This is a genomic window from Desulfuromonas carbonis, assembly GCF_054658035.1.
Genome location: NZ_BAAHXR010000003.1, coordinates 728,677 through 748,787, shown reverse-complemented (window position 1 = coordinate 748,787; position 20,111 = coordinate 728,677). Strand labels below are relative to the sequence as shown.

The window sequence follows — 20,111 nt, the reverse complement described above, 5'->3', positions numbered from 1 at the left end:
GGCTACTCGTCCCGCGCCGCGCCGGCAGTCTGGTCGTGAGAGACCGGCGTTTCAAGCCTGCGCAGCGTATCGCGCAGGGTGGAAATCCGAAACGGTTTCTGCAGAAAGCCCGCCAGCCCCTTGCCGAGAAATTTCTGGCTGACCTCCTGTTCGCTGTAGCCGCTGGTGATGATGACTCGCACGCCGGGATCGATCTGGCGCAGCTCGCGAAAGGCCTGTTCGCCGTCCATGTGGGGCATGGTCAGATCCATCAGGACGCATTGGATCTCCCTCTGCCGTTCCCGGAACAGGGTCAGGGCTTCACGGCCGTCCTCGGCAACCAGCACCTGGTAGCCGAGCTCTTCCAGCATCTCCCGGCCGACGGTCCGGATCACCTCCTCGTCATCGACGAGCAGGATTGTCCCTTCACCGTGCCAGGGCGCCTGGTCTTCCGGGCTGGCTGCGGGCGCCGCCGCCCGGGAGGTGGCCGGCAGCAGCACCTTGAAGGTCGTCCCCTTGCCGACCTCGCTGTAAACCTGGATCGCCCCCTTGTGGCCGCGCACGATCCCCAGGGTCGCCGCCATGCCGAGGCCGCGCCCGGTGAACTTGGTACTGAAGAAGGGCTCGAAGAGGTGCGCCAGGGTATGGGCGTCCATCCCGCAGCCGGTGTCGGCCACCTCGATGCAGGCGTAGTCCCCCGCGGGGAGCTCCTCCCCCAGGGTTGCACCGCGCAGGTAGGCGTGGTCGCAGGTTTGCAGCCCGGTGGAGACGGAGATCACCCCGCTGCGATCGCCGATCGCCTCCGAGGCGTTGATCACCAGGTTCATGACGATCTGGCGCAGCTGGGTGGCGTCCCCCTCGACGCTGGGGAGCTCCGGGCTGCCGACAAAGCGCAGGACGGCCTTTTTGGAGATGCTGACCCGGAGGATATGGGTCATCTCTTCGATCAACCGGTTCAGGCCAATCGGTTCGATGACAAACCGGCCCCGGCCCGAGTAGGCGAGCATCTGCCCGGCGAGGTCGGCGGCGCGGCGGGCGGCGGTTTCGATCTGTCGCAAGTTGTCGAGGGCTGGGGATTCGGGGGAGAGGCGCGTCAGGGCGAGATCGGCATTGCCGAGAATGGCCATCAGGATGTTGTTGAAATCGTGGGCGATCCCACCGGCCAGGACGCCGAGGCTCTCGCGGCGCTGCGCCTGCTGCAGCTGGTTTTCGAGCCGGCTGCGCTCCGTCTCGGCATGCTTCATCGCCGTGATGTCGCGGCCGGTGCCGGCAAACCCGGTGATCTTCCCCCGCCGGCCGCGCTCGGCCCGGATAGACCAGGTCATGTGGTGTTCGCGGCCGTCCCGGCCGACCTGCCGGTTCTCACAGATGAAGAGATCTTCGCCGCTGCCGAGCCAGGCCGCAAAGGCCGCTTCGGTTGCCGCCCGGTCGGCGGGATGAATGAATTCGAAGGAGCTCCGGCCGAGGCACTCGGCCGGGGCGGGCCCGAAAATGCTTTCGGCGGCATGGTTGACGAAGATGAAGCGCCCCGCGGTGTCGACCCGGGTAATGAGATCGGGCGTCCCTTCGACCAGGTCGCGATACTGCTGCCGGCTCAGCCGGAGCTCCTCTTCCGCCTGCTTGCGCGCGGTGATGTCACGGAGAAAGGCGACGCACTGGCCGCCGGCGAAGGCCAGGGACTGGACGCTGACTTCGACATCGAAGAGGGTGCCGTCCTTGCGGCGGTGGCGGGACTCGAAGCGTATTTTCTCCTCCGTCATCGCCTGATCGATATGGGCGGCGACCTCGGTGGCGTTCTGGTTCGCATCGAGGTCGGGAACCGTCAGGGTCAGCAACTCCTCCTTGCGGTAGCCGCTCATCCGGCAATAGGCGTCATTGACCTCGATCAGCCGCCCCTGGCGGTCGACCCGCCAGATCCCGTCCATGGCGGTCTGCAGGATGGAGCGATGCAGCCCCTCGCTCCGGTGCAGTTCGGCTTCGATGCGCTGGCGGCGCTGCCGGCTGGCGAGGAGGTGGCCGAGCAGGGCGGTGGCGACCGGGTAGAGGATAAGGATGGGGAGCGTTAGGGTGCGGAAGGTCGTTCCGCGCAGGTTCGGCGGCAGCAGCGGCATGCAGGCGATCATGCCGAGGTGGACGACCATGCCGAACAGGTAGAGGTCCCCGACCGTGGGCTCCTGCTTCTGCCGCCAGCGCCAATGGCGCCAGGCGAGGCCGAGTCCGCCGGCGACCAGGATGGTGGCAACCCCCATGAGCATGCCGCTGCCGCCGAGACTGATGCGGTAGGCGGCGGCAATGGCCATGGCGGCGAGGGTCGGCAGCGGTCCGAAGAAGAGGCCGGTCAGGCTGAGGAGGATGGTGCGGGTGTCGAAGATGATGTCGCCGACCCAGCGGGCCGGCGTCGCCATGAGGACCAGGGCGACCAGTCCGATGAGAATTCCGAAGCCAAGCTGCTTGAAAGAGGTCGCCGCACGGCGCTGATCCTGCTGGAACAGGTCGTAGATCAGGCCGAGGGAGAGGAGGAGCGCGGCATTGCAGGTCAGGCTGTAAAAGAGTTCGGAGTTCATTCGCAGGACCCGCAAAAAAAGTTGGCGGCCAAAACCGTCCGCCCGGCTCGGCGCTGGCGTCGGTCGATAGATCACTCCCCCGGCGGCGCTGCCGGGATCAGGACTTGGTGATCAGTTTCTGCAGGGCCGGGCTCTCCGGCTTGACCAGCTCCTTCACCTTTTCGGCAGCGACCTGGGCGACGATGATCTGCCCGATCTCGGTCTGGATGCTGCTGTAAAGGCCGAGATCGCGCATCCCTTCGGCCTGGTGAAGATTGTCCTCGGTCGGCGTGACATAGTGCACGGTGACCGCCTTGTAGCGGTGGATCAGAAAGAGGGTCACCAGGGTCATCAGGCGCTTCTGGCGGAAATCCTCGCTGAAGGTGTTCTGGTCCCGGATCGACAGCATGTTGCGGTCGCGCCGGTCCTGCAGCACCGCGAAGATGATATTGGCCAGCCTGGTCTCCTGGCGGTCGACCACCGTCAGTTCGAGCAGTTCGGAGCCGGCGATGTGCGGCCGCAGGGTGACGCGAAGTTTCGCGGTCAGCTGGTAGTGCTTGCCCCAGAGCTTGAGCCAGTCCTCGAGCCGCTTCGGCGGCACCTCGGTCTCGACCAGGTGCTGGAACTGGGTCGAGCCCTTCCCCATCGCCTTGGTGGTGGCGGTGCCGCCGCTGGCGGCGAGCAGGCCGGCATCGGAACGGGGGCCGCCGACGTGGGTCTGCGGGGTTCGGTAGGGGGAGTCGAGGAGGCGCAGCTTACGCTGCAGGCGGGCGAGGGCGAGCATGCCGTCGTCCTTGAGGGCGGTGGCGAACTCCTCCGCCGCCAGGCCGTCGACCTGGTGGCCGCCGTAGGTGATGAAGTTGAAGACGAAGCCGAGCTTGCCGAGTTCCTCGGGGAACCGGCGCATCTCCTCCTCGCTCATGCCGGTGGTATCCCAGTTAAAGGAGGGGGAGAGGTTGTAGGCGAGCATCTTGTCGGGATAGACGGCGTGGATCGCTTCGGCGAAGATGCGTGCGTCGTGGAGGTCGGCGGTCTTGGTCTCCATCCAGAGGATATCGGCGAAGGGGGCCACTGCCAGCGACTTGGCGATGGCGTAGTCAATCCCCCCCTGGATCTGGTAGTACCCTTCCGGGGTGCGGGCGATGTCGCAGTTCCAGACGATATTGAATCCCATGGCGCGGGCCTTTTCCCGTGCCTCGACGAAGGAAGCGGTTTCGACGAAGGCGTGCCACTGCTCGACGCTCATCGGCAGTTCGGCCCCCTCGTCGAGGTGGAAGGTCATGACATCGGCGACGGCCTGACCGTAGGTCTTCAGGCTCGCCTCCATCTGCCAGAGGTCGAGCAGGCGGGTCGCCGCCCGGTCGAGCGCCTTGTTGACCTGAGCGGTGCTGCGCTTGGCCGGCAGCTCCTTGATCGCCGCGGCGATCTCCCGGACCAGGCCGACCCGCTCAAGCCACTCCTCGGCTTCGGCATAGGCCTGCTCGGAGATGCGATACATCAAATGGCCGTTGATCTCCGTGACCCCCTGGCTGAAGAAGCGGCGCATGATTGCCAGAAAGGCGGTCTTGTAGTTGGGAATACCGGTCGCCGTGGCGCCGAGGATGAAACGCTGGTCCCGCTCATCGCCGCGGCCGTCGAGATAGGTCGCCGCCTCGGCGTCGGTGCGCGCGACGATGATCCCCGCCACCTGCATGATGTCGAGCTGCAGGCGGGCGGCGTTGAGCCGCTTGATCTGCTCGTCGACCGGGACCAGCACCTTGCCGGCCTGGTGGCCGCACTTCTTCACCCCCGGCTTCTGGTCCTCGATGTGATAGCCGGGAACGCCGACCTCGACAAAGCGCCGGATCAGGTTGCGCACGTGGGCGTCGCCGCCGTGGCCGGTGTCGGCATCGGCGATGATGAAGGGGCGGTAGTCGATCTCCGGGGTTTCGGCCCGCTGCTCCTCGGTCATCTGCAGGCGCAGGAAATACTGGTTGCGGTCGGCGGCGAGAAGCGCCCGCACCAGCGGCGCCGCCTCGTCGGGGACCTGGCTCAAGGGGTAGCTGGCGAGATCGGGGCCGGGGTCTTCACTGGCCGAACCCTTGGCCGAGGTCGCCCAGCCGCCGAGATAGATCCCCTCGATGCCGACCCGCTTGATGGTGACCGCCTGGCCGGGAGAGTAGGGGCCGAAGGTGGTGATCGAGCGTCCGGCGGCGAAGAGCTCGCGCAGGCGCGCATGAAAGGCGGCGGCGGCATCGCGGGCGATCGGGTATTCGGTGCGGATGGTGCCGCGCTGTTCGACCACCTGGGCCGGCGAGTAGAGGCGGATGATGTCGGCAAAACGCGGCTGGCTGAACCACTCCTGCATCGCCTGCAGGTCTTCCTGGAATCTGCTCATGGTCGTCTCCACCCCCTAGCGGCCACAGGCCGGTTGAAAGTCGAGGTTTTCGGTGATGCGCCGGCCGTCCTGCTTGAAGGCCTCCAGGTATTGGCCGATGCGCTCCCGGGCGATGGCCAGATCATGGTTGTTGAGGTTGAGGTTGAGCAGGTCGATGTACCAGGGGACCTTGACCGGATCGAGCACGTAGGCCTCGACAATCGCCCGGGCGATTGGGAGCGTCGTCCCCTTCGAGTTGTCGTGGACGTCGCGGTTGCTCGCCGCCAGCAGCTTGGCGTATTCCTCTTCGAGGAGGCGGTTGAAGATCGCCACGCTGAATACATCCCCCGCTTGCAGACCGGTCTCCGGGTCGTCCTCGGTCAGCGCCGCCCCCTTGTGGATCCACTCCCAGAGGATGCTGAGCCGGATCTCCCCGGTCGCCATGTCCTCCATCAGGTAGAGGATGTCGTCGTTGCCGAAGTAGTCGGCCGGCTTCAGCGCCGCCGCCTGCATCCCCTGGCCGAAGGCGTTGCCGTACTGCAATGCCACGCTCAGCAGGTTGCGCGCGCCACGCACGGTGCGCGGCGCTGGTTCGAGCAGGGTCAGGCCGGCGGCATCTGCGGCGGTGTAGGTCAGCGGCGGAAACTTGCGGCCGAGCTGGTTCGCTTCGCCGACCTCCTCCCAGACCGGGCGGATGATGTGGGCCATCTTCCAGTGGGCGATCCACTTGCCGCTCGCTCCTTCCTGCTGCTCGCGCACCGCGCCGGCCCTGGCCTTCTTCATGCTGCTCGCGACCCCCGCGCTGGAGCCGACCGGGATGTTCGGCTCCATCCCCCCCTGCCAGAGGGCGAAGTTGCCGTTGGCGTCGGGGGTGTTGACGGCGCGCCGGACCCGGTCCTCGTAGTTGCGCATGTAGCCGTAGGTCATGACGATCGACTCGATGTTCGGGTTGATGAACTCCGGGTCCCAGCAGTTCGCCTCGGAGACGCTGTTGATGTAATCCCAGCGGCCGGTGTTGAAGCCGACGAAGTGCTTGCCGAGGGCGGCGCGGATTTCCATCAGCTGGAAGGTCGCCTCCAGCTGCTCGACCAGGACGTAGACCTTGATCGTCCCGGCACTGAGGCCGAGATGTCCTTCCAGGTTGGTCAGCAGCCGGTTCCAGAAGCCGGCCTCTTCGGCGGTCTGGATTTTGGGGAGATAGAGGACGAGGCTCGAATTGTCGGCGAGCAGGGCCCGGTAGTTGTTGACGATGTAGAGGGTCATGTCGGTGATCGAGGCCGAGAAGGATGCCCCGGCGAGGCGAATGTGGCGGTCATCGAGGTGGAGGCCGCGGGCGCGGAAGATCTTGGTGGTGAAATCGAGCTGGCGGCGCCAGTCGCTGATGATATCGTGGCCGAAAAAGTCCCGCGCCCAGGTGTTCATCTCCACCGCTACCTGTTCGGCGATCTCAAGAAAGAGGGGGTCGCGGGCGATGGCGAGCTTGAGGCTGCGCTGGTTGTCGAGGGACATGGTGGTGATCTGGCCGAGGGCGTCTTCGCCGTCGAACATCCAGCCGTCGGCCCCGGAGAGGAGCGCATAGGCGACGTTACGCAGGCTCGAAGCGGTCGATGCCCCGGGCTTGGCCGCCGGGCCGGTCCCCTGCAGCCACTGGCGCTGCAGGTCATGGGGAATCACCGCGCCGACGAACTTGCCGTCGCGGGCGTCCTGGACAGCGATGCCAGTTCCCGGGATCACCCCTTCCGGGTCGAGAAAGCCGATCTTCAGCCGGTTGCGGATCCGGCCGTTGCGGCGCGCGGTCCGTTCCGCCATCAGCCGTTTCTGCTCGGCGTTGAAGGGGGCCATGAAGGCGAGGGCGGCCAGGACTTCGGGCGTGTAGATATCGGCGTACTGCTGGGCAAGATTGTCCCGGATCTGCAGGCCGCCGGGCAGATCTGAAGGCGGGCTTTGTGGACGGTCGTTCATGATCGCTCTTCCTCCCCGGTGTGAATGATGAATCACTGCGTGCGTCGATGCTTTGCAAAAGATGACAAATTTTGTCCATTGAACCATGGAAGGCGGTTGAGTCAAGGGCCTGGCAGAAATTGTAGCGGCTCTGCGGCGATCCGCACCTGATTCCGGCGAATCGAGTGCAAAAAGCTCGGCGACGGGGTCATTTTCCGATGCCGTCAGCGCTCGCCCGCCGTCGCGATGCCCAAAAATCCCGGAGATAAGTGGTAAATAGTGGGTTGTCTGCTATTTGCCGTTGCGCACAGAGCGTAAGTCACTATAATGGTGAGAACTTTTTACTTTTTCCCGCCAGGCGGGGAGTTTTTGGGAGGGTTATGGAAATCGAACGGGGTGCGGGAAAGATTGCCAAGTGTCTGCGCCTGATGCTCTGCGACAAGCCGGGGCACCTGGCGAGCGTCGCCGCTGCCATCGCCCGGCACAACGCCAGTATCGGGGATATCCACCTGGTGCGGGTCGGGCGCACGCACAACACGCGGGAGATCGTCATCTATGTCGACTCCGACCAGCAGTTCGAAGAGGTGGTCGACGCCATCGGCAATCTGCAGGGGATCATCGTCGAGGATGTGATCGACCTCGTCCACCAGGTCCACGAAGGGGGCAAGATCGCTACCAAAAGCCGGGTGCGAATCGAGACCATCACCGATGTCCGCCAGATCTACACGCCGGGGGTGGCCGCCATCTGCAGGGATATCTTCCGCGCGCCGGAGCTCGCTTACCGCTATACCTCGATCCCGAACCAGGTCGCCATCGTCACCAACGGCACCGCGATCCTCGGCCTCGGCGACATCGGGGCCGTCGCCGGGATGCCGGTGATGGAGGGGAAGGCGGTCCTCTTCGATCACCTGGTCGGCGTCAGCGGGGTGCCGATCCTGATCCAGAACCGCGATCCGAAGGTGATCATCGAGACGGTGCGCAACATCGCGCCGACCTTCGGCGCCATCAAGCTCGAGGATATCAAGGCGCCGGAGTGTTTCGAGATCGAGGATACCCTCGACGCCGAGCTCGACATCCCGGTGATGCACGACGACCAGCACGGGACAGCCGTGGTGGTCCTCGCCGCCCTTTTCAACGCCACCCGCTTCTCCGGGCTGATGCTGAAAAAATCGACGGTCGGCATCATCGGCCTCGGGGCGGCGGGGATGGGGATCAGCAAGCTGCTCCTCGCCTACGGCGTCAAGGAGGTGGTCGGCACCGACCTGGAAGCGGCCGCCTGCGACCGACTTGCTGCCGCCGGGGGGCGGGCCGGCAGCCTCGACGACGTGATGAAGACGGCCCACGTCGTTATCGCCACCACCGGCTGCCCGGGGCTGATCAAACCGGAGATGGTGCGCCCGGGGTCGGTGATCCTCGCCCTTTCCAACCCGAATCCGGAGATTACCCCCGATCTCGCCCTCCAGGCGGGGGCTTCCTTCGCCGCCGATGGCAAGAGCGTCAACAACGCCCTCGCCTTTCCCGGCCTCTTCCGCGGCGCTCTCAACGTGCGCGCGACCCGCATCAACAACAAGATGAAGATCGCCGCCGCCCAGAGCATCGCCAAGCATGCCGAGGAGAACGAGCTCGTTCCTTCCCTGCTCAACCCCGAGGTCCACAAGGCGGTCACCGCCGCCGTCGAACGCGCCGCCCTCGAATCGGGCGCGATCAAGCACTGGGACTAAAGGCGGCACGGCAGCAAAACGCCGGGCCGATCGATAGAGATCGGCCCGGCAAAATAATCAGGTTCACCCATCCGTTTTCCGGCACTGGCTGCCACCCCGACTCACCCCTTCCGGAACAGTTTGTAAATCGCCGAAAAATCCTCCTGGTCGATCCCTGCTTCGAAGGTGCGGGCATAGAGCTCCTTGACCACCGCCCCGGTAAAGAGGGTCTTCTTCTGCGCGTAGGCGAGGTCCTGCAGGCAATGGAGGTCCTTGTAGATCAGGGCATTGGAGAAGTGGGTCGAAAAGTCCTGCGCCAGCAGCTTGGCGCGCTTGGCATTGAGGACCAGCGAATTGCCGCCGCCGACGGCGAGAATCTCCAGGATCTCTTCCCGGGCGATGCCGATATCCTCACCGAGGGCGAGGGCTTCGGCAATCGTCGCCATGAAGGAACCGAGGGTCAGGTTGTTGATCAGTTTCATCTTGGTCGCCAGGGCCGGCTCCGCGAAGTGGAAGAGGTGCTTGCCGATATTCTCCAGCAGCGGCCGCACCTTTTCGTAGGCGCCTTGGTCGCCGCTGGTCACCACCGTCAGCGCCCCCTGGGCGGCGGGAACGACACTGCCGAGGACCGGTGACTCGAGGTAGCTGGCCCCCGCCTCGTCACAGGCGGCGTAAAAAGGGAGCACCTCGCGAAAATGGTTGGTGGAGAGGTCGACAACGATCTTCCCGGCGAGTTTGGCCGCGAGGAGCCCCTGTTCCTGGCGGAGGACGGCGTTGACCGCCGCGCTGTCGAACATGCAGAGGAGGATGACGTCGGCGTTGGCGGCGACGGCCGCCGGTGAAGACGCCACCTCGACGGAGAGGCCGGCCTCCTTGCCCGGGGTGCGGTTCCAGACGGTCAGGGAATGGCCGCAATCGAGGAGGCGGCCGGCGATCGCTTTGCCGAGGTGGCCTAGTCCAATGAAGCCGAGATGCATGGTGTTCTCCTTGTCTGCAGGTTTGGGGGGGGCTGGCGACGGCCTCCGGTTAGAGGCGGTTGCAGCCATTCAGCGCTGCGACCCGGTAGGCCTCGGCCATGGTCGGGTAGTTGAAGGTAGTGTTGATGAAGTACTTGACCGAGTTGTAGGGGGCCGGCTGGGCCATGATCGCCTGGCCGATATGGAGGATTTCGGCGGCATTGTGGCCAAAACAGTGGATACCGAGGATCTCCAGGGTCTCGCGATGGAAGAGGAGCTTGAGCATGCCGGCCTTGTGCGAGGTGATCTGGCCGCGGGCGAGGTGCTTGAAGAAGGAGTGACCCACCTCGTAGGGGATCTTCTCCGCCGTCAGATCCTGCTCGGTGCGGCCGAGGGAACTGATCTCCGGGGTGGAATAGATGCCGGTCGGGATATCCCGGACCAGGCGGGCGTCGCAGTGACCGGTGGCGATATGGGTGCCGGCGAAGCGCCCCTGGTCGTAGGCGGCGCTCGCCAGGTTGGGAAAGCCGACGATGTCGCCGACCGCGTAGATATGGGGGTGGCTGGTCTGGTAGACCTCGTTGACGGCGAGGTGGCCGCGGTGGTCGGCGCGCAGGCCGATCGCCGCAAGGCCGAGGCCGGAGGAGTTGCCGGTGCGGCCGTTGGCCCAGAGGAGCATGTCCGACTTGATGACCTTGCCGGTCTTCAGGTGCAGCACCACGCCGCTTGCGGTCACCTCGACCCGTTCATATTCCTCGCTCTGCCGGATCAGGATCCCCTGCTCGTCGCGCATGTGATAGCTGAGGGCATTGCTGATCTCTTCGTCGAGGAATTCGAGCAGGCGCTGCCGGGTGTTGACCAGGTTGACCTTGACGCCGAGGTCGCGAAAGGCCGAGGCGTACTCGCAGCCGATCACTCCGGCGCCGTAGACGGTCAGGGTGGCTGGCAGCTCGCGCAATTGCAGGATCGTGTCGCTGTCGACCAGGCGCGGGGTGGAAAAGTCGACATCGTCCGGCCGGTAGGGGTGGGAGCCGGTAGCGATGACGAAATGGTCCGCGCTGAGCTGACGGGCGTTGCCGGCCTCATCCAGGACCAGAACGGTATGAGGGTCGACGAAGCGGGCCTCCCCTTCGATCACCTCGACGGCATTGCGCTCGTAGAATCCCTCGCGGTCCCGGACCTGCTGATCGACGACGCGCTGCACCGCGGCGAGGAGATCGCCGGCGGAGACCCGGGCCGGGTGATGGGCGCGGTCAAAAAAGGGACTGTTCTTCTCCTCGGCATACTTGCGGATCACATGGATGAGCGTTTTACTCGGGATCGTCCCCCAGTGGGTACAGCCGCCGCCGACCAGGGGGTACTTCTCGACCACGGCCACCGACTTGCCAGCCTTGGCCAGGGCAATCGAGGCCCCCTCGCCGCCGGGGCCGCTGCCGATGACGATAGCTTCAAAATGGTTTTTCAGTCCGTCCATGTAAAACACCTTTGTTCTGTTCTGAAACGTTGCGTGGGTGAACTCCGGTGCCGGTTCAGACCGCCTGGCGTCGCGCCCGCATCCGAACCGGCGCTTCCGGAACGGGCGGCGCCAGGGAAAGCGTACCAAAGAATTCGGTGATCTGGGGACGGAGCAGCGTTTCCGGAGCCGGAAATTGAAAAATCCGGGTTGGTCGCCGGGTCCGGACCGCTTCAGGCCGGCAGCGCCACGACGCGGACATCGACCACCAGGGTTGGCGGCGGACCGTTCGGACCGATGAAGCTCCCGGAGACCGGAGGAACGCTTTCCGGGTGCCGCGCCACTGCGACCGGGATATGGCGGCGCCCTGTCACCTCGCCGCTGGTCGGGTCGAACCCCTTCCAGCCCGGGCCGGGGAGGTAGACCTCGGCCCAGGCGTGGGTGGTGGTGGACCACTGCTCGCTGGCGGGGAGGTGGGCATAGCCGCTGACAAAACGACTGGCCAGTCCCAGAGAACGACAGGTCTCGACGAAAAGCGCGGCAAAATCCCGGCAGGAGCCCCGGCCGAGGGCGAGGGTTTGCGCCGGCGACTGGACGCCGGGCTCGTTGCGGACCGTGTAGCTGAAGCGGCCGGCGATGCTCCGGTTGAGGCGGTCAAGGAGGGCGTAGCTCTCCATGGCTGGCGCGAAGTCGAGCTGCATGACCCAGTTGCGCAAGGCCTGCTCGTCCCCTGGATAGGCCGGTTGCAGGAAGGGCAGAAGGTCGGCGCGGTCCTGGGGGACGTAATGGAAGGGGTAGTTGACGGCGTAGTCAGCGACCAGGAAATCGAGGGGGGTTTCGCCGTAATGCTGGATGATCACCTCGCTGGTGATGGTCAGCGCTTGCGCCGGCTCGAGAAACCGGACGACCGCCGCCGCATTGTCGAGCGCATCCCGGTGCCACTTGACGGTGTGAGCGGGAGCAATGGTGAGCAGGGAGGTTTCGATGTGGACTTCCGGGCCCTCGCGTGGCCGCAGCAGCAGGGTGTGGGGCTGCAGGGTGGCCGGGCTGGCGTAGCGGTATTCGGTAAGGTGGGTAATTTTAAGGCGATGCATGGGAGCTCCTGCCCGGAATCAGCTGGCGCTGGTCGATGCTTTCGCTTTGTCCGCCGGGCGGAGCGGGGCTGGGAGGGCGTCCGGGCGCCAGCTGCGCAGGAATCGGGCGAATTCCTCCGCCGGCATCGGTTTGCCGATCAGGAACCCCTGCGCGCAGTCACATCCTTCCTGGCGCAGGATGGCAAGCTGCTCCTGGTGTTCGACCCCTTCGGCAACCACTCGGAAACCGAGGCTGTGCCCCATGTTTATGATCGCTTTCACGATCAAGCCAGATTCTTTGAGCAGGTGCAGGTCGCGGATGAAGGACCGGTCGATCTTCAGGTCGTTGAGGGGGAACTGCTTGAGATGACTCAGCGAAAAAAGGCCGGTGCCGAAGTCGTCAAGGGCGATGCCGACGCCGAGCTCCTGCAGAAAGTTGAGGGTGGCGAGGGTGCCGACCCGGTTCTGCATCAGGATGTTCTCGGTCAGCTCCAGGTGCAGCCAACGTGGATCGAGCCCGGTTTCGGCGAGGACCCGGGCGACACTGGTCGCCAAGTGCTCTTTCCAGAACTGGCGGCTCGAAAGGTTGACCGCTATCTGCAGTTGCGGCAATCCCTCGTCCTGCCAGCACTGCGCTTGGTTACATGCGGCGTGCAGGGCCCATTCGCCGAGTTGGACGATGAGGCCGCTCTCTTCGGCGAGGGGGATGAACTCGCCGGGCATGATCAGGTCCTTCCCCTGCTGGTGCCAGCGCATCAAGGTCTCTGCACCACAAATGGTCCCGCTTGCCAGGTCGAGTTGCGGTTGGTAATAGAGGAGCAGTTCATTGCGTTCGAGGGCGCGATGCAGGCTGTTTTCCATCGTCAACAGGCGCCGGGCCGCCGAATTCATCGCTCCGGAGTAGAAACGGTAGGTGTCGCGTCCTTCCTGCTTGGCGTGGCGCATGGCAGTGTCGGCATTTTTCAACAGGCTCTCCACATCGTTGCCGTCGTTGGGATAGAGGGCGATACCAATGCTGGAAGAGATGAAGACTTCCTGTCCTTCGAGGGAAAAGGGACGGGCAAGGACCTGATGCACCCGGCGCAGGACCTTCATCACATCCTGAACATGGTGGATGTCGGGGAGCCAGATACTGAATTCGTCGCCGCCGAGGCGGGCGATGGCCTGGGGGAATTCGTCCCGGGCCTGGCGGGCGACGAAGTCGGTTTTGCGGGTTGCTTCCTTGAGCCGTTCGGCGACCTGGCGCAGCAGTTCATCGCCCGCGCGATGACCGAGGGACTCGTTGATGGTCTTGAAGCGGTCGAGGTCGAGGAAGAGGAGCGCCAGCTGATGCCGTTTCCGCCGGGCATAGGAGAGGATGTAGACGAGCTGCTCGTTGAAAAGGAGGCGGTTGGGGAGTCCGGTGAGGGGGTCGTAGTGGGCGAGGTAGTGGATTTTTTCTTCGGCCCGCCGCCGTTCGCTGATGTCCTGGATGGTGCCGCTGAGGGCAAACTGACCGCCGTTCCCGACCTCGCCGACTACTCCCTGGGTGTGGAGGTAGCGCAGTGTACCGTTGGCAAGCTGCACCCGGTAATCAAGGGCAAAAGGTTTTCCTTCCTGCCGGGCCTGGTCAAAAGCTTTTTCAACCCGGGGACGATCCGCCGGATCCACCTGAGCCAGCAGCGCCTCCACCGGGATCTGCTGTTTGCCAAGGTCAAGGAGCCGCGCTCCTTCGAGGCTGAGCTCGAGTCCCTCGGCGGTTGCACTCCATTCCCAACTGCCGAGGCGGGCAAGGCGCTGGGCATGGTTGAGCTGTGACTCGCTCTCGCGCAAGCGGGCGAGATTGCCGCTGGTCCGCAACAGGTTGCGCAGGCGGGGGGCGAGCAGGGCGGTGTCGAGGGGAGTGGTGACAAAATCGCTGGCGCCGGCGCCGAGTGCACCCTCGATCGCCCGGGGATCGGCACCGCTGGTCATGACAAGGATCGGGATCTGGCTGCTGGTGAGCCCCTCGCGTAACTTCCGGCAGAGATCGGTACCGTCGCTTTCGGGGAACTCGGCGGCGAGCAGGACCAGGTCGGGGTGCAGTTCCGCTGCCCTTGCCACCCCCTCTTCCCCGCTCGCTGCTTCGCACACGGCAAATCCTGTGGCGTCAAGGGCGTTGTGAATCGCCTGGCGCTGGTCGCCGGCGGCTGCCACCACCAGAACCAGCGGGTGGGCGGGTGAGCTTTTCACTGCTGGCGTAGTCGTCTCGGACATGGTCACGGGCTCCGTTGAGGGAGGGCAGGCGGTCGGCCGGCTATTGGTAACAGCCAGTTTAACACTGCGCTGAAAATTTTCCCGGGCCAATTGCCGCCAAGCGGCATCCCTTATGCAAAATGAAGACGATATCGGTGCCTTTGCGGGCGCCATTGCCTAGGGAACAGGAGTGCCGCATGAAGAGAGCGCTGGTCGTTGACGATGAACCCCTGATCCGCCGCCAGGTCGCGGAGACCCTTGAAAAATATGGCTTTGAGTCATTTCTGGAAGCGGAGAACGGCAAGCAGGCGGTCGATCTTGCCCGCGCTCACAAACCGTTGCTGATCGTTATGGATGTCACGATGCCCGTTCTCGATGGCATCAGAGCTGCCGAAAAAATAGGCATAGAGGCACCGGCGCCGATCGTCCTTTTGACCGGCATTGCAGATCACGAAACGGTAGAGCGGGCGCGCCTTGCCGGGGTGATGAGTTATGTTGTCAAACCGTTTCGGGAGGAGCAGCTCTTTCCCGCCGTCGATCTGGCCATCCACCAGTTTGTGACCTTTTCCAATCTGCGCGAGGAGGTCGCCAGCCTCAAGGAGACCCTGGAAGCGCGCAAGCTGATTGAAAAGGCCAAGGGCGCCCTGATCTCCCGGGGGATGACCGAGCCCGAGGCCTATCGCAAGATGCAGAAGATCGCCATGGATAAACGCAAGACCCTCAGGGAGGTCGCCGAAGCGATCCTGCTCATGGAATAGCGCGCAGAGAGTTGACACCCGTTGCGCCCCCGGCTATAAACGCGCTATGAGAATCCTGCTTCCCTTTTTTATCCTGCTTCTGCTCGCCCCCGGTCCGGCGCTGGCAACGGAGGAGTTCGCCCGGGAAACGGGCCAGGAATGCGCCGTCTGCCACCTCGATCCTGCCGGCGGTGGCGAACTGACCGGCGCCGGTCAGGGCTATGCCGACTACCGGCAGCAGGCGCGGCAGACCGCAGGCGTGGTCGGCCCCGGCCCCCTGGCGCGACTCCTGCGGCTGGCAGTTGGCTATCTCCACCTGGTGACCGCTGTCTTCTGGTTCGGCACCATCCTCTACGTCCACCTGATTCTCAAGCCGAGCTACGCATCGAGCGGCCTCCCTCCAGGGGAGGTGCGGGTCGGCCTGGTCTCGATGGCGGTGATGGCGGTTAGCGGCCTGGCCCTGACCTGGTACCGGCTCGACTCGCCGGCGGCGTTGCTGGAGACCCGCTTCGGGGTGCTGCTGCTGGTCAAGGTCGGCTGTTTCCTGGTCATGGTGGTGACCGCGCTGATCGCCGTCTTTGTCGTCGGGCCGCGGTTGCGACGGGCGCGGACGGAAGCAACTCCGGGCGCCGGCGGTGAATTCAGCCTGGAGCAGTTGGCTACCTGCGATGGTGCCGACGGCCATCCCAATTACTTTGCCTATGGCGGTCGCGTCTACGATGCCGGCGCAAGCCGGCTTTGGCAGGGCGGCCGGCACATGGGGCGTCATCCTGCCGGCGCTGACCTGACCGCGGCTCTGGAACAGGCCCCCCATGGCGAGGATCGGATCCTGCGCCTCCCCGAGGTCGGGCGCCTGGTCGTGGCGGCCGAGGGCGGGAACCAGCGGCCGCGCCGGTCCTTTTTTGCCATGGCCTATCTCAATCTCGGCCTGGTGCTGGCCATCCTGCTGGTGGTTGCGCTCTGGCGCTGGGGGTAACGTTGATATCCTCTCCTGCCCGGTCTTCGCTGAACCAGCCGCAGATTGAAATCATCCAGGGGGATATCACCCGCCTCGCCGTCGATGCCATCGTCAACGCTGCGAATTCCTCCCTGCTCGGGGGCGGCGGGGTCGATGGTGCCATTCACCGGGCGGCCGGACCGCAGCTTCTCGTCGAGTGCCGGACTCTCGGGGGGTGCCAGACCGGGGAGGCGAAAATGACCGATGGTTACCGGTTGCCGGCGCGCAAGGTGATTCACACGGTCGGGCCGGTCTGGCAGGGGGGGGAGCGGGGAGAGGGTGAGCTCCTCGCCCGCTGCTACCGGCGGAGCCTGGAACTGGCGGCAGCGGAAGGGCTGGCCAGCATCGCCTTTCCCTCCATCAGCACCGGCGTCTACCGCTTCCCCCTGCCGCAGGCCTGCCGGATCGCGCTGGCTACAGATCGCGATTTCCTTGCCGAGGGGAACGTGATAAAAAGAGTTTTCTTTGTCTGTTTCAGCCCCGAGGATCTTCAGGAGTACCGGCGTGCCTGGCAGGAACTGACCGCCGCCGGGAAAGGACCCTAGCGTAATGAAACTGTTGGTGGACCCGAAAAAATGTTGCGCTTCCGGCGAATGCGTCAAGGCCTGCCCGGAAGGCGCCATCGCCATTATCGACGGCCTCGCCGTGATCGACGAGAGTCGCTGCGATTTTGACGGCATCTGCATCGCCGCCTGCCCGATGCAGGCGATCGATTTCAGCGACGATTAATTCGTTCAAGTGTGCCGCGGGCGAGCCCGGGCGGACCACTCTCATTCTCGCCGGCCCGCAAGGAGCCCCCCGGCAAACACTGCACTACTTTCAACTTGGAAGCGGGTGAGGTTCCGGCATATACTGGCTGCGCCGCAGCGGTGCGGCTTCTAGTCGAAACGGACTGGATAAGAACGGGAGGAGAGGGCGATGGGACTGTTCAGGAAGGGGCGCGAAGGGCAATCCCGGGGGGTCAGCACCGACGAAGAAAAGGTGCGCGATCGCCTGGTGGGCGAATGCTATTGTCATAACGGCCACAGTCTGCTGACCGACCTGGCGACCTTTGACGGCCTGGCAGGGCTGACCATCCGCTTGGCGGGCGGTGATCGCCAGGGTTTGCTGTCGCTGAGTCCGATCATCGGGGACAAGAACCGCAGCTTCTTCGACTTCGAGCGGATCGAGGGGGAGGTGGTCGATCTCTGCTGCCCGACCTGCGCGGAGCCTTTCCCGGTCTATAACGCCTGCCCCTGCGGCGCCGATCTGGTCACCCTTTTCACCACCCCAAAGGCCGATTATGCCAATATTATCGGCATCTGCCGGCGGATCGGCTGCCTGCATGCCGAAATCATCAGTGGCCGGGACCTGCGTCTTTACAGCCGCCAGGGTTTCTTCTGAGCGATTGCTGCCGGGAAGGCAAAAACGCCGGGCCCTTGCGGGGCCCGGCGTTTTTGCGTTAGCAGGTGGCAGGATCGCCGGTCAATGGCGAATTCCGCTCAGGTGCAGGGCGCGCAGCAGTTTGCGCCGGTGGCGCCCGGAGAGTTCGATGTGAAAAGATGCCTCATTGTTGTCTGTGGGGCCATTCAGGGCCGGTGGCGTGGTCAGGCTCTGGCCGGCCCAGTTGTTCGCCAGGGTATGATTACGACGCAACAGTTGGCGGCGGAAAAGACAGTAGAGGCTTTGCAGCAGATTGAAACCAGGACTTGCCATGAAGACTCCTCATCCATAAGGCTGACGAAATATTGATCAATGGTATGACCAATCGAAAACCGTGTCAAGCCCGGGGAAAACGAATAATAGTGTTCTAAATTGGATATTTAGCAGAATTCGCGCGGAAATGAAGAGTAGCCGGGTTGCGGCTCTGTCAAAAAATAAATGGGAAATATTACCATTTAGGCTCAGCGAGACGGTGTCTCATTTTCCTGCCGCTGCTTCATCGTCCCGTGCCGCCCTTTCCGGGCATGACAGCCGCGGCATAATCTGCTACCTTGCAGCAATCCGAGAGGAACCTGAGCACGGAGTGGTTGCATTGATTCGATCGATTCTCCAGCAGCACCGATCTTTGGTTGCTCTTTGCCTCTCCGGGCTGCTCCTGGCCTGGGGTGGCGCGGCTCGGGCCGCGGAAGGACCGCCGCCAGGGGCCGAGGTGGTCTGGGAACTCGACGCCTACTATTCCAACGTCGGTCTCTTTTTGCCGCTGACCCAGGCCCCGATTCCCGACCTCGCCGAGCAGTCGGAGGCGGCAATCTACCGCCACCTCCTCCTTACCTCCTGGCCGCCGCGCTTCGCCCTGGTCGAGCTGAGTCTCAACCCGATGCCGATCCTTGGCGTCTACCTGAAAAAGCACCAGCGCTCCTTCTACGATCAGACCGATTTCGATGGTTTCAATCTTGTCGAATCGGTAACGGCCGGCTTTCAGGAGCCCTATGCGGCGACCCTCTTCTTCGGCAATGTCGCGACCTTTGTCCGGCGCGGGGAGAGCCGCCTGGAGACCAACAAGGGGTATATGGGCTACCTCTTCAGTGTCGGCAGCCAGCATATCAAGGACAATGTCATGATTGACGATCGCTGGCTGGAAGCGGAATGGAAGCTGAAGGGGGATCGCAATTTCGAAGATTTGAGCCACCACTGGAGTTTCCGTCTCGGCGCCAAGCTGCATGAGAATTCCGGGATTGCCGATTTTGCCTACATCGGCCTGCGCCGCAGCCTGCTCGATTTTCAGGGGGCGATCTTCTCCTGGCTTGAGAACAGCGAGATCAACCTGAAAACCGATTTTTCCCTGGCCGACGGGCGCTTCCTCGGCCAGGAGGTGGTGGTGGGCAAGAAATTCCCCCTGCGTGGCGCCAAGCTTGCCCTGAGCCTCGACTTCGGCTGTATCTGGCAGAGTGCCAGTCGCTACGCCGAACGTTACCGGGAGCCGGAAGACCAGTCTTTCACTGTGGTATTGCGACCGAACATCGAATTCTGATGTCTGCGGTAACGATTCCGAAAACCGCCCCCGTGGGGGGAGAGGAGAGCAGCTGTGACAAAAGAAGCAAAGAGCCTGGAAAAGGAGGCGGCACGGCCGGCCGTCGATCTCGCTGGCGAAAAGGACTGGCGCCCCTTCGATGCGCCGGCACTGGTTGGCGCTTCGCTGCGGTTTGTTTCCGGGGAACCGGAAGGGAATCGCTACCGGATTCGCTATTTCCGCGATGACGCCGGTCGGCTGCGGGCCCGCTGCTGGTTCGGCCCGGAAACCGAAGGGCCTCCCGGCCACGCCCACGGCGGCTCGATGGCTGCGGTCCTCGATGAAGTGCTCGGTCTGGCGGCCTGGACCGCAGGCCATCCGGTGGTGGTGGGAAATCTCAACGTCAGTTTCCGCAACCTGCTCCCCCTGGAACAGGTGGTGACGATCGAAAGCGACGTGATCTCCGCAGCGGGCCGCAAGGTGATGGTGCGCGGCCGCATCTGCCATGGCGAGACCGTCTTCGCCGAAGCCGACTGCCTGTGTATCACCATTCCCGGCAAATGATATTCCCGGGGGCCCCATGACTCCGCTCTAATCCCCGACAGCACCACCCTCGGCTGGTCGCTGATCTCATCGGCGATGCGTGAAACCCCGGCGACGGTGGCGAGCCTGGTGTTGCTGTTGCAGCCGGCCCTCTCCTGCAACTGGGATGTGCTCTTCTTTCAGCGGCCGACCGCCGCCCACGAAATTTTCGGCATTACCCTCATCCTTGCCGCCAAATTCCTCGGTTTCATCCGGGCCTGAACTCCACTCAACCCAAAAAAGCCGCCGCGGATGACCTTTCCCGGGTCATCCGCGGCGGCTTTCTTGGGCCAGGTCGCGCTGGTGCTAAAGCGCTTTCGGACGGCAGACGTTCTCTTCATCGTGGACCTTGACGCCACAATTGGTGCAGGAGAACCGAGGATTTTCAAACATTTTCGCTATTTCCGGCTTCATTTCCTTGTACTGCAGCTGACAGGCGTGCAACTCGCAGTGTTCTTCGGGGTTGGTGCAGTCATTCTCGGCCATGGAGAACCTCCCAGTCTGGATTTATTAGATTCTAACCGAATCGACCGGGCAGTCAACTCACCGGAACCACTCACCGGAACCGGTTGGCGGCACCCGGAACGGTTCCCTGCTCATTCGGCCCGATGCCTTGACATCTGCCATCCCGGCGCTTCAATTATAGGC

The 20,111-nt window shown here is 64.0% G+C and carries 18 protein-coding genes; 9 read left to right on the top strand and 9 right to left on the bottom strand.

From position 1 onward, the window contains the following. Nucleotides 1-2: 2 nt before the first annotated feature. The 3 genes from ACYQ8E_RS10375 to ACYQ8E_RS10365 all read right to left on the bottom strand — a co-directional run bounded on the left by ACYQ8E_RS10375 (nucleotide 3) and on the right by ACYQ8E_RS10365 (nucleotide 6,840). Nucleotides 3-2,543 carry a PAS domain S-box protein gene (locus ACYQ8E_RS10375; protein WP_066728931.1) on the bottom strand — a complete coding sequence of 847 codons (2,541 nt, stop codon included), beginning with the start codon at nucleotides 2,541-2,543 and terminating at the stop codon, nucleotides 3-5. Between the two features lie 97 nt (nucleotides 2,544-2,640). Continuing rightward, the gene (aceA, locus tag ACYQ8E_RS10370) at nucleotides 2,641-4,899 is read right to left on the bottom strand and encodes an isocitrate lyase ICL2 (RefSeq protein WP_066728928.1); all 2,259 of its coding nucleotides are present in this window, start codon (nucleotides 4,897-4,899) and stop codon (nucleotides 2,641-2,643) included. A gap of 15 nt (nucleotides 4,900-4,914) precedes the next feature. After that, nucleotides 4,915-6,840: an aldolase/citrate lyase/malate synthase family protein gene (locus ACYQ8E_RS10365; RefSeq protein ID WP_066728925.1), complete on the bottom strand. Its 1,926-nt coding sequence runs from the start codon at nucleotides 6,838-6,840 to the stop codon at nucleotides 4,915-4,917. A gap of 407 nt (nucleotides 6,841-7,247) precedes the next feature. Between ACYQ8E_RS10365 and ACYQ8E_RS10360 the strand changes: the two genes are divergently transcribed. Continuing rightward, nucleotides 7,248-8,540 carry an NAD-dependent malic enzyme gene (locus ACYQ8E_RS10360; RefSeq protein ID WP_442856868.1) on the top strand — a complete coding sequence of 431 codons (1,293 nt, stop codon included), beginning with the start codon at nucleotides 7,248-7,250 and terminating at the stop codon, nucleotides 8,538-8,540. A 101-nt stretch (nucleotides 8,541-8,641) separates the two neighbouring features. Here the strand turns inward: ACYQ8E_RS10360 and ACYQ8E_RS10355 are convergent, their stop codons facing one another. The 4 genes from ACYQ8E_RS10355 to ACYQ8E_RS10340 form a co-directional block, all read right to left on the bottom strand. Next, complete coding sequence (locus ACYQ8E_RS10355; protein ID WP_066728921.1) at nucleotides 8,642-9,496, bottom strand: NAD(P)-dependent oxidoreductase; 855 nt, start codon at nucleotides 9,494-9,496, stop codon at nucleotides 8,642-8,644. A 49-nt stretch (nucleotides 9,497-9,545) separates the two neighbouring features. Next, entirely contained in the window at nucleotides 9,546-10,949 is a 1,404-nt protein-coding gene (sthA, locus tag ACYQ8E_RS10350; protein WP_066728919.1) for a Si-specific NAD(P)(+) transhydrogenase, read from the bottom strand. 212 nt (nucleotides 10,950-11,161) lie between these two features. Then, a complete protein-coding gene (locus ACYQ8E_RS10345; RefSeq protein WP_066728916.1) occupies nucleotides 11,162-12,022 on the bottom strand; it encodes a transglutaminase family protein in 861 nt (286 codons plus the stop codon). An 18-nt stretch (nucleotides 12,023-12,040) separates the two neighbouring features. After that, nucleotides 12,041-14,236, bottom strand: a complete 2,196-nt coding sequence (locus ACYQ8E_RS10340; protein ID WP_197463667.1) for a putative bifunctional diguanylate cyclase/phosphodiesterase — start codon at nucleotides 14,234-14,236, stop codon at nucleotides 12,041-12,043. 176 nt (nucleotides 14,237-14,412) lie between these two features. Between ACYQ8E_RS10340 and ACYQ8E_RS10335 the strand changes: the two genes are divergently transcribed. The 5 genes from ACYQ8E_RS10335 (at nucleotide 14,413) to ACYQ8E_RS10315 (ending at nucleotide 17,332) form a co-directional block, all read left to right on the top strand. Continuing rightward, nucleotides 14,413-14,973, top strand: coding sequence for an ANTAR domain-containing response regulator (locus tag ACYQ8E_RS10335; protein ID WP_066728911.1), 561 nt, complete (start codon nucleotides 14,413-14,415; stop codon nucleotides 14,971-14,973). Between the two features lie 46 nt (nucleotides 14,974-15,019). Continuing rightward, entirely contained in the window at nucleotides 15,020-15,928 is a 909-nt protein-coding gene (locus ACYQ8E_RS10330) for a CopD family protein (protein ID WP_066728908.1), read from the top strand. A gap of 29 nt (nucleotides 15,929-15,957) precedes the next feature. Further along, nucleotides 15,958-16,494 (top strand): O-acetyl-ADP-ribose deacetylase, encoded by a 537-nt coding sequence (locus ACYQ8E_RS10325; RefSeq protein WP_066729882.1) that lies wholly within the window; start codon nucleotides 15,958-15,960, stop codon nucleotides 16,492-16,494. Between the two features lie 4 nt (nucleotides 16,495-16,498). Then, nucleotides 16,499-16,678, top strand: coding sequence for a 4Fe-4S binding protein (locus ACYQ8E_RS10320; protein WP_066728906.1), 180 nt, complete (start codon nucleotides 16,499-16,501; stop codon nucleotides 16,676-16,678). Nucleotides 16,679-16,867: 189 nt separating this feature from the next. Next, nucleotides 16,868-17,332, top strand: a complete 465-nt coding sequence (locus ACYQ8E_RS10315; protein ID WP_066728904.1) for a hypothetical protein — start codon at nucleotides 16,868-16,870, stop codon at nucleotides 17,330-17,332. Nucleotides 17,333-17,413: 81 nt separating this feature from the next. Here the strand turns inward: ACYQ8E_RS10315 and ACYQ8E_RS10310 are convergent, their stop codons facing one another. Further along, entirely contained in the window at nucleotides 17,414-17,644 is a 231-nt protein-coding gene (locus ACYQ8E_RS10310; protein WP_066728903.1) for a hypothetical protein, read from the bottom strand. Nucleotides 17,645-17,963: 319 nt separating this feature from the next. On the opposite strand from ACYQ8E_RS10310, the gene ACYQ8E_RS10305 reads away from it, so the two are divergent. The 3 genes from ACYQ8E_RS10305 to ACYQ8E_RS10295 are packed head-to-tail and all read left to right on the top strand — an operon-like array spanning nucleotide 17,964 to nucleotide 19,685. Beyond that, nucleotides 17,964-18,902, top strand: a complete 939-nt coding sequence (locus tag ACYQ8E_RS10305; protein WP_459860910.1) for a hypothetical protein — start codon at nucleotides 17,964-17,966, stop codon at nucleotides 18,900-18,902. A gap of 54 nt (nucleotides 18,903-18,956) precedes the next feature. Then, nucleotides 18,957-19,445, top strand: a complete 489-nt coding sequence (locus ACYQ8E_RS10300) for a PaaI family thioesterase (RefSeq protein WP_066728901.1) — start codon at nucleotides 18,957-18,959, stop codon at nucleotides 19,443-19,445. Nucleotides 19,446-19,475: 30 nt separating this feature from the next. Beyond that, on the top strand, nucleotides 19,476-19,685 hold the full coding sequence (locus tag ACYQ8E_RS10295) for an EamA family transporter (protein WP_257722371.1): 210 nt from the start codon (nucleotides 19,476-19,478) through the stop codon (nucleotides 19,683-19,685). Between the two features lie 84 nt (nucleotides 19,686-19,769). Here the strand turns inward: ACYQ8E_RS10295 and ACYQ8E_RS10290 are convergent, their stop codons facing one another. Further along, nucleotides 19,770-19,949 (bottom strand): hypothetical protein, encoded by a 180-nt coding sequence (locus tag ACYQ8E_RS10290; RefSeq protein ID WP_066728900.1) that lies wholly within the window; start codon nucleotides 19,947-19,949, stop codon nucleotides 19,770-19,772. Nucleotides 19,950-20,111: the final 162 nt, after the last annotated feature.

Coding starts and splice junctions, on each gene's coding strand:
- ACYQ8E_RS10290 (WP_066728900.1), bottom strand. CDS start 19,949: ATGGCCGAGAATGACTGCACCAACCCCGAAGAACACTGCGAGTTGCAC.
- aceA (WP_066728928.1), bottom strand. CDS start 4,899: ATGAGCAGATTCCAGGAAGACCTGCAGGCGATGCAGGAGTGGTTCAGC.
- ACYQ8E_RS10330 (WP_066728908.1), top strand. CDS start 15,020: ATGAGAATCCTGCTTCCCTTTTTTATCCTGCTTCTGCTCGCCCCCGGT.
- ACYQ8E_RS10310 (WP_066728903.1), bottom strand. CDS start 17,644: ATGGCAAGTCCTGGTTTCAATCTGCTGCAAAGCCTCTACTGTCTTTTC.
- ACYQ8E_RS10360 (WP_442856868.1), top strand. CDS start 7,248: ATGCTCTGCGACAAGCCGGGGCACCTGGCGAGCGTCGCCGCTGCCATC.
- ACYQ8E_RS10335 (WP_066728911.1), top strand. CDS start 14,413: ATGAAGAGAGCGCTGGTCGTTGACGATGAACCCCTGATCCGCCGCCAG.
- ACYQ8E_RS10345 (WP_066728916.1), bottom strand. CDS start 12,022: ATGCATCGCCTTAAAATTACCCACCTTACCGAATACCGCTACGCCAGC.
- ACYQ8E_RS10365 (WP_066728925.1), bottom strand. CDS start 6,840: ATGAACGACCGTCCACAAAGCCCGCCTTCAGATCTGCCCGGCGGCCTG.
- ACYQ8E_RS10315 (WP_066728904.1), top strand. CDS start 16,868: ATGGGACTGTTCAGGAAGGGGCGCGAAGGGCAATCCCGGGGGGTCAGC.
- ACYQ8E_RS10320 (WP_066728906.1), top strand. CDS start 16,499: ATGAAACTGTTGGTGGACCCGAAAAAATGTTGCGCTTCCGGCGAATGC.
- ACYQ8E_RS10340 (WP_197463667.1), bottom strand. CDS start 14,236: ATGTCCGAGACGACTACGCCAGCAGTGAAAAGCTCACCCGCCCACCCG.
- sthA (WP_066728919.1), bottom strand. CDS start 10,949: ATGGACGGACTGAAAAACCATTTTGAAGCTATCGTCATCGGCAGCGGC.
- ACYQ8E_RS10355 (WP_066728921.1), bottom strand. CDS start 9,496: ATGCATCTCGGCTTCATTGGACTAGGCCACCTCGGCAAAGCGATCGCC.
- ACYQ8E_RS10375 (WP_066728931.1), bottom strand. CDS start 2,543: ATGAACTCCGAACTCTTTTACAGCCTGACCTGCAATGCCGCGCTCCTC.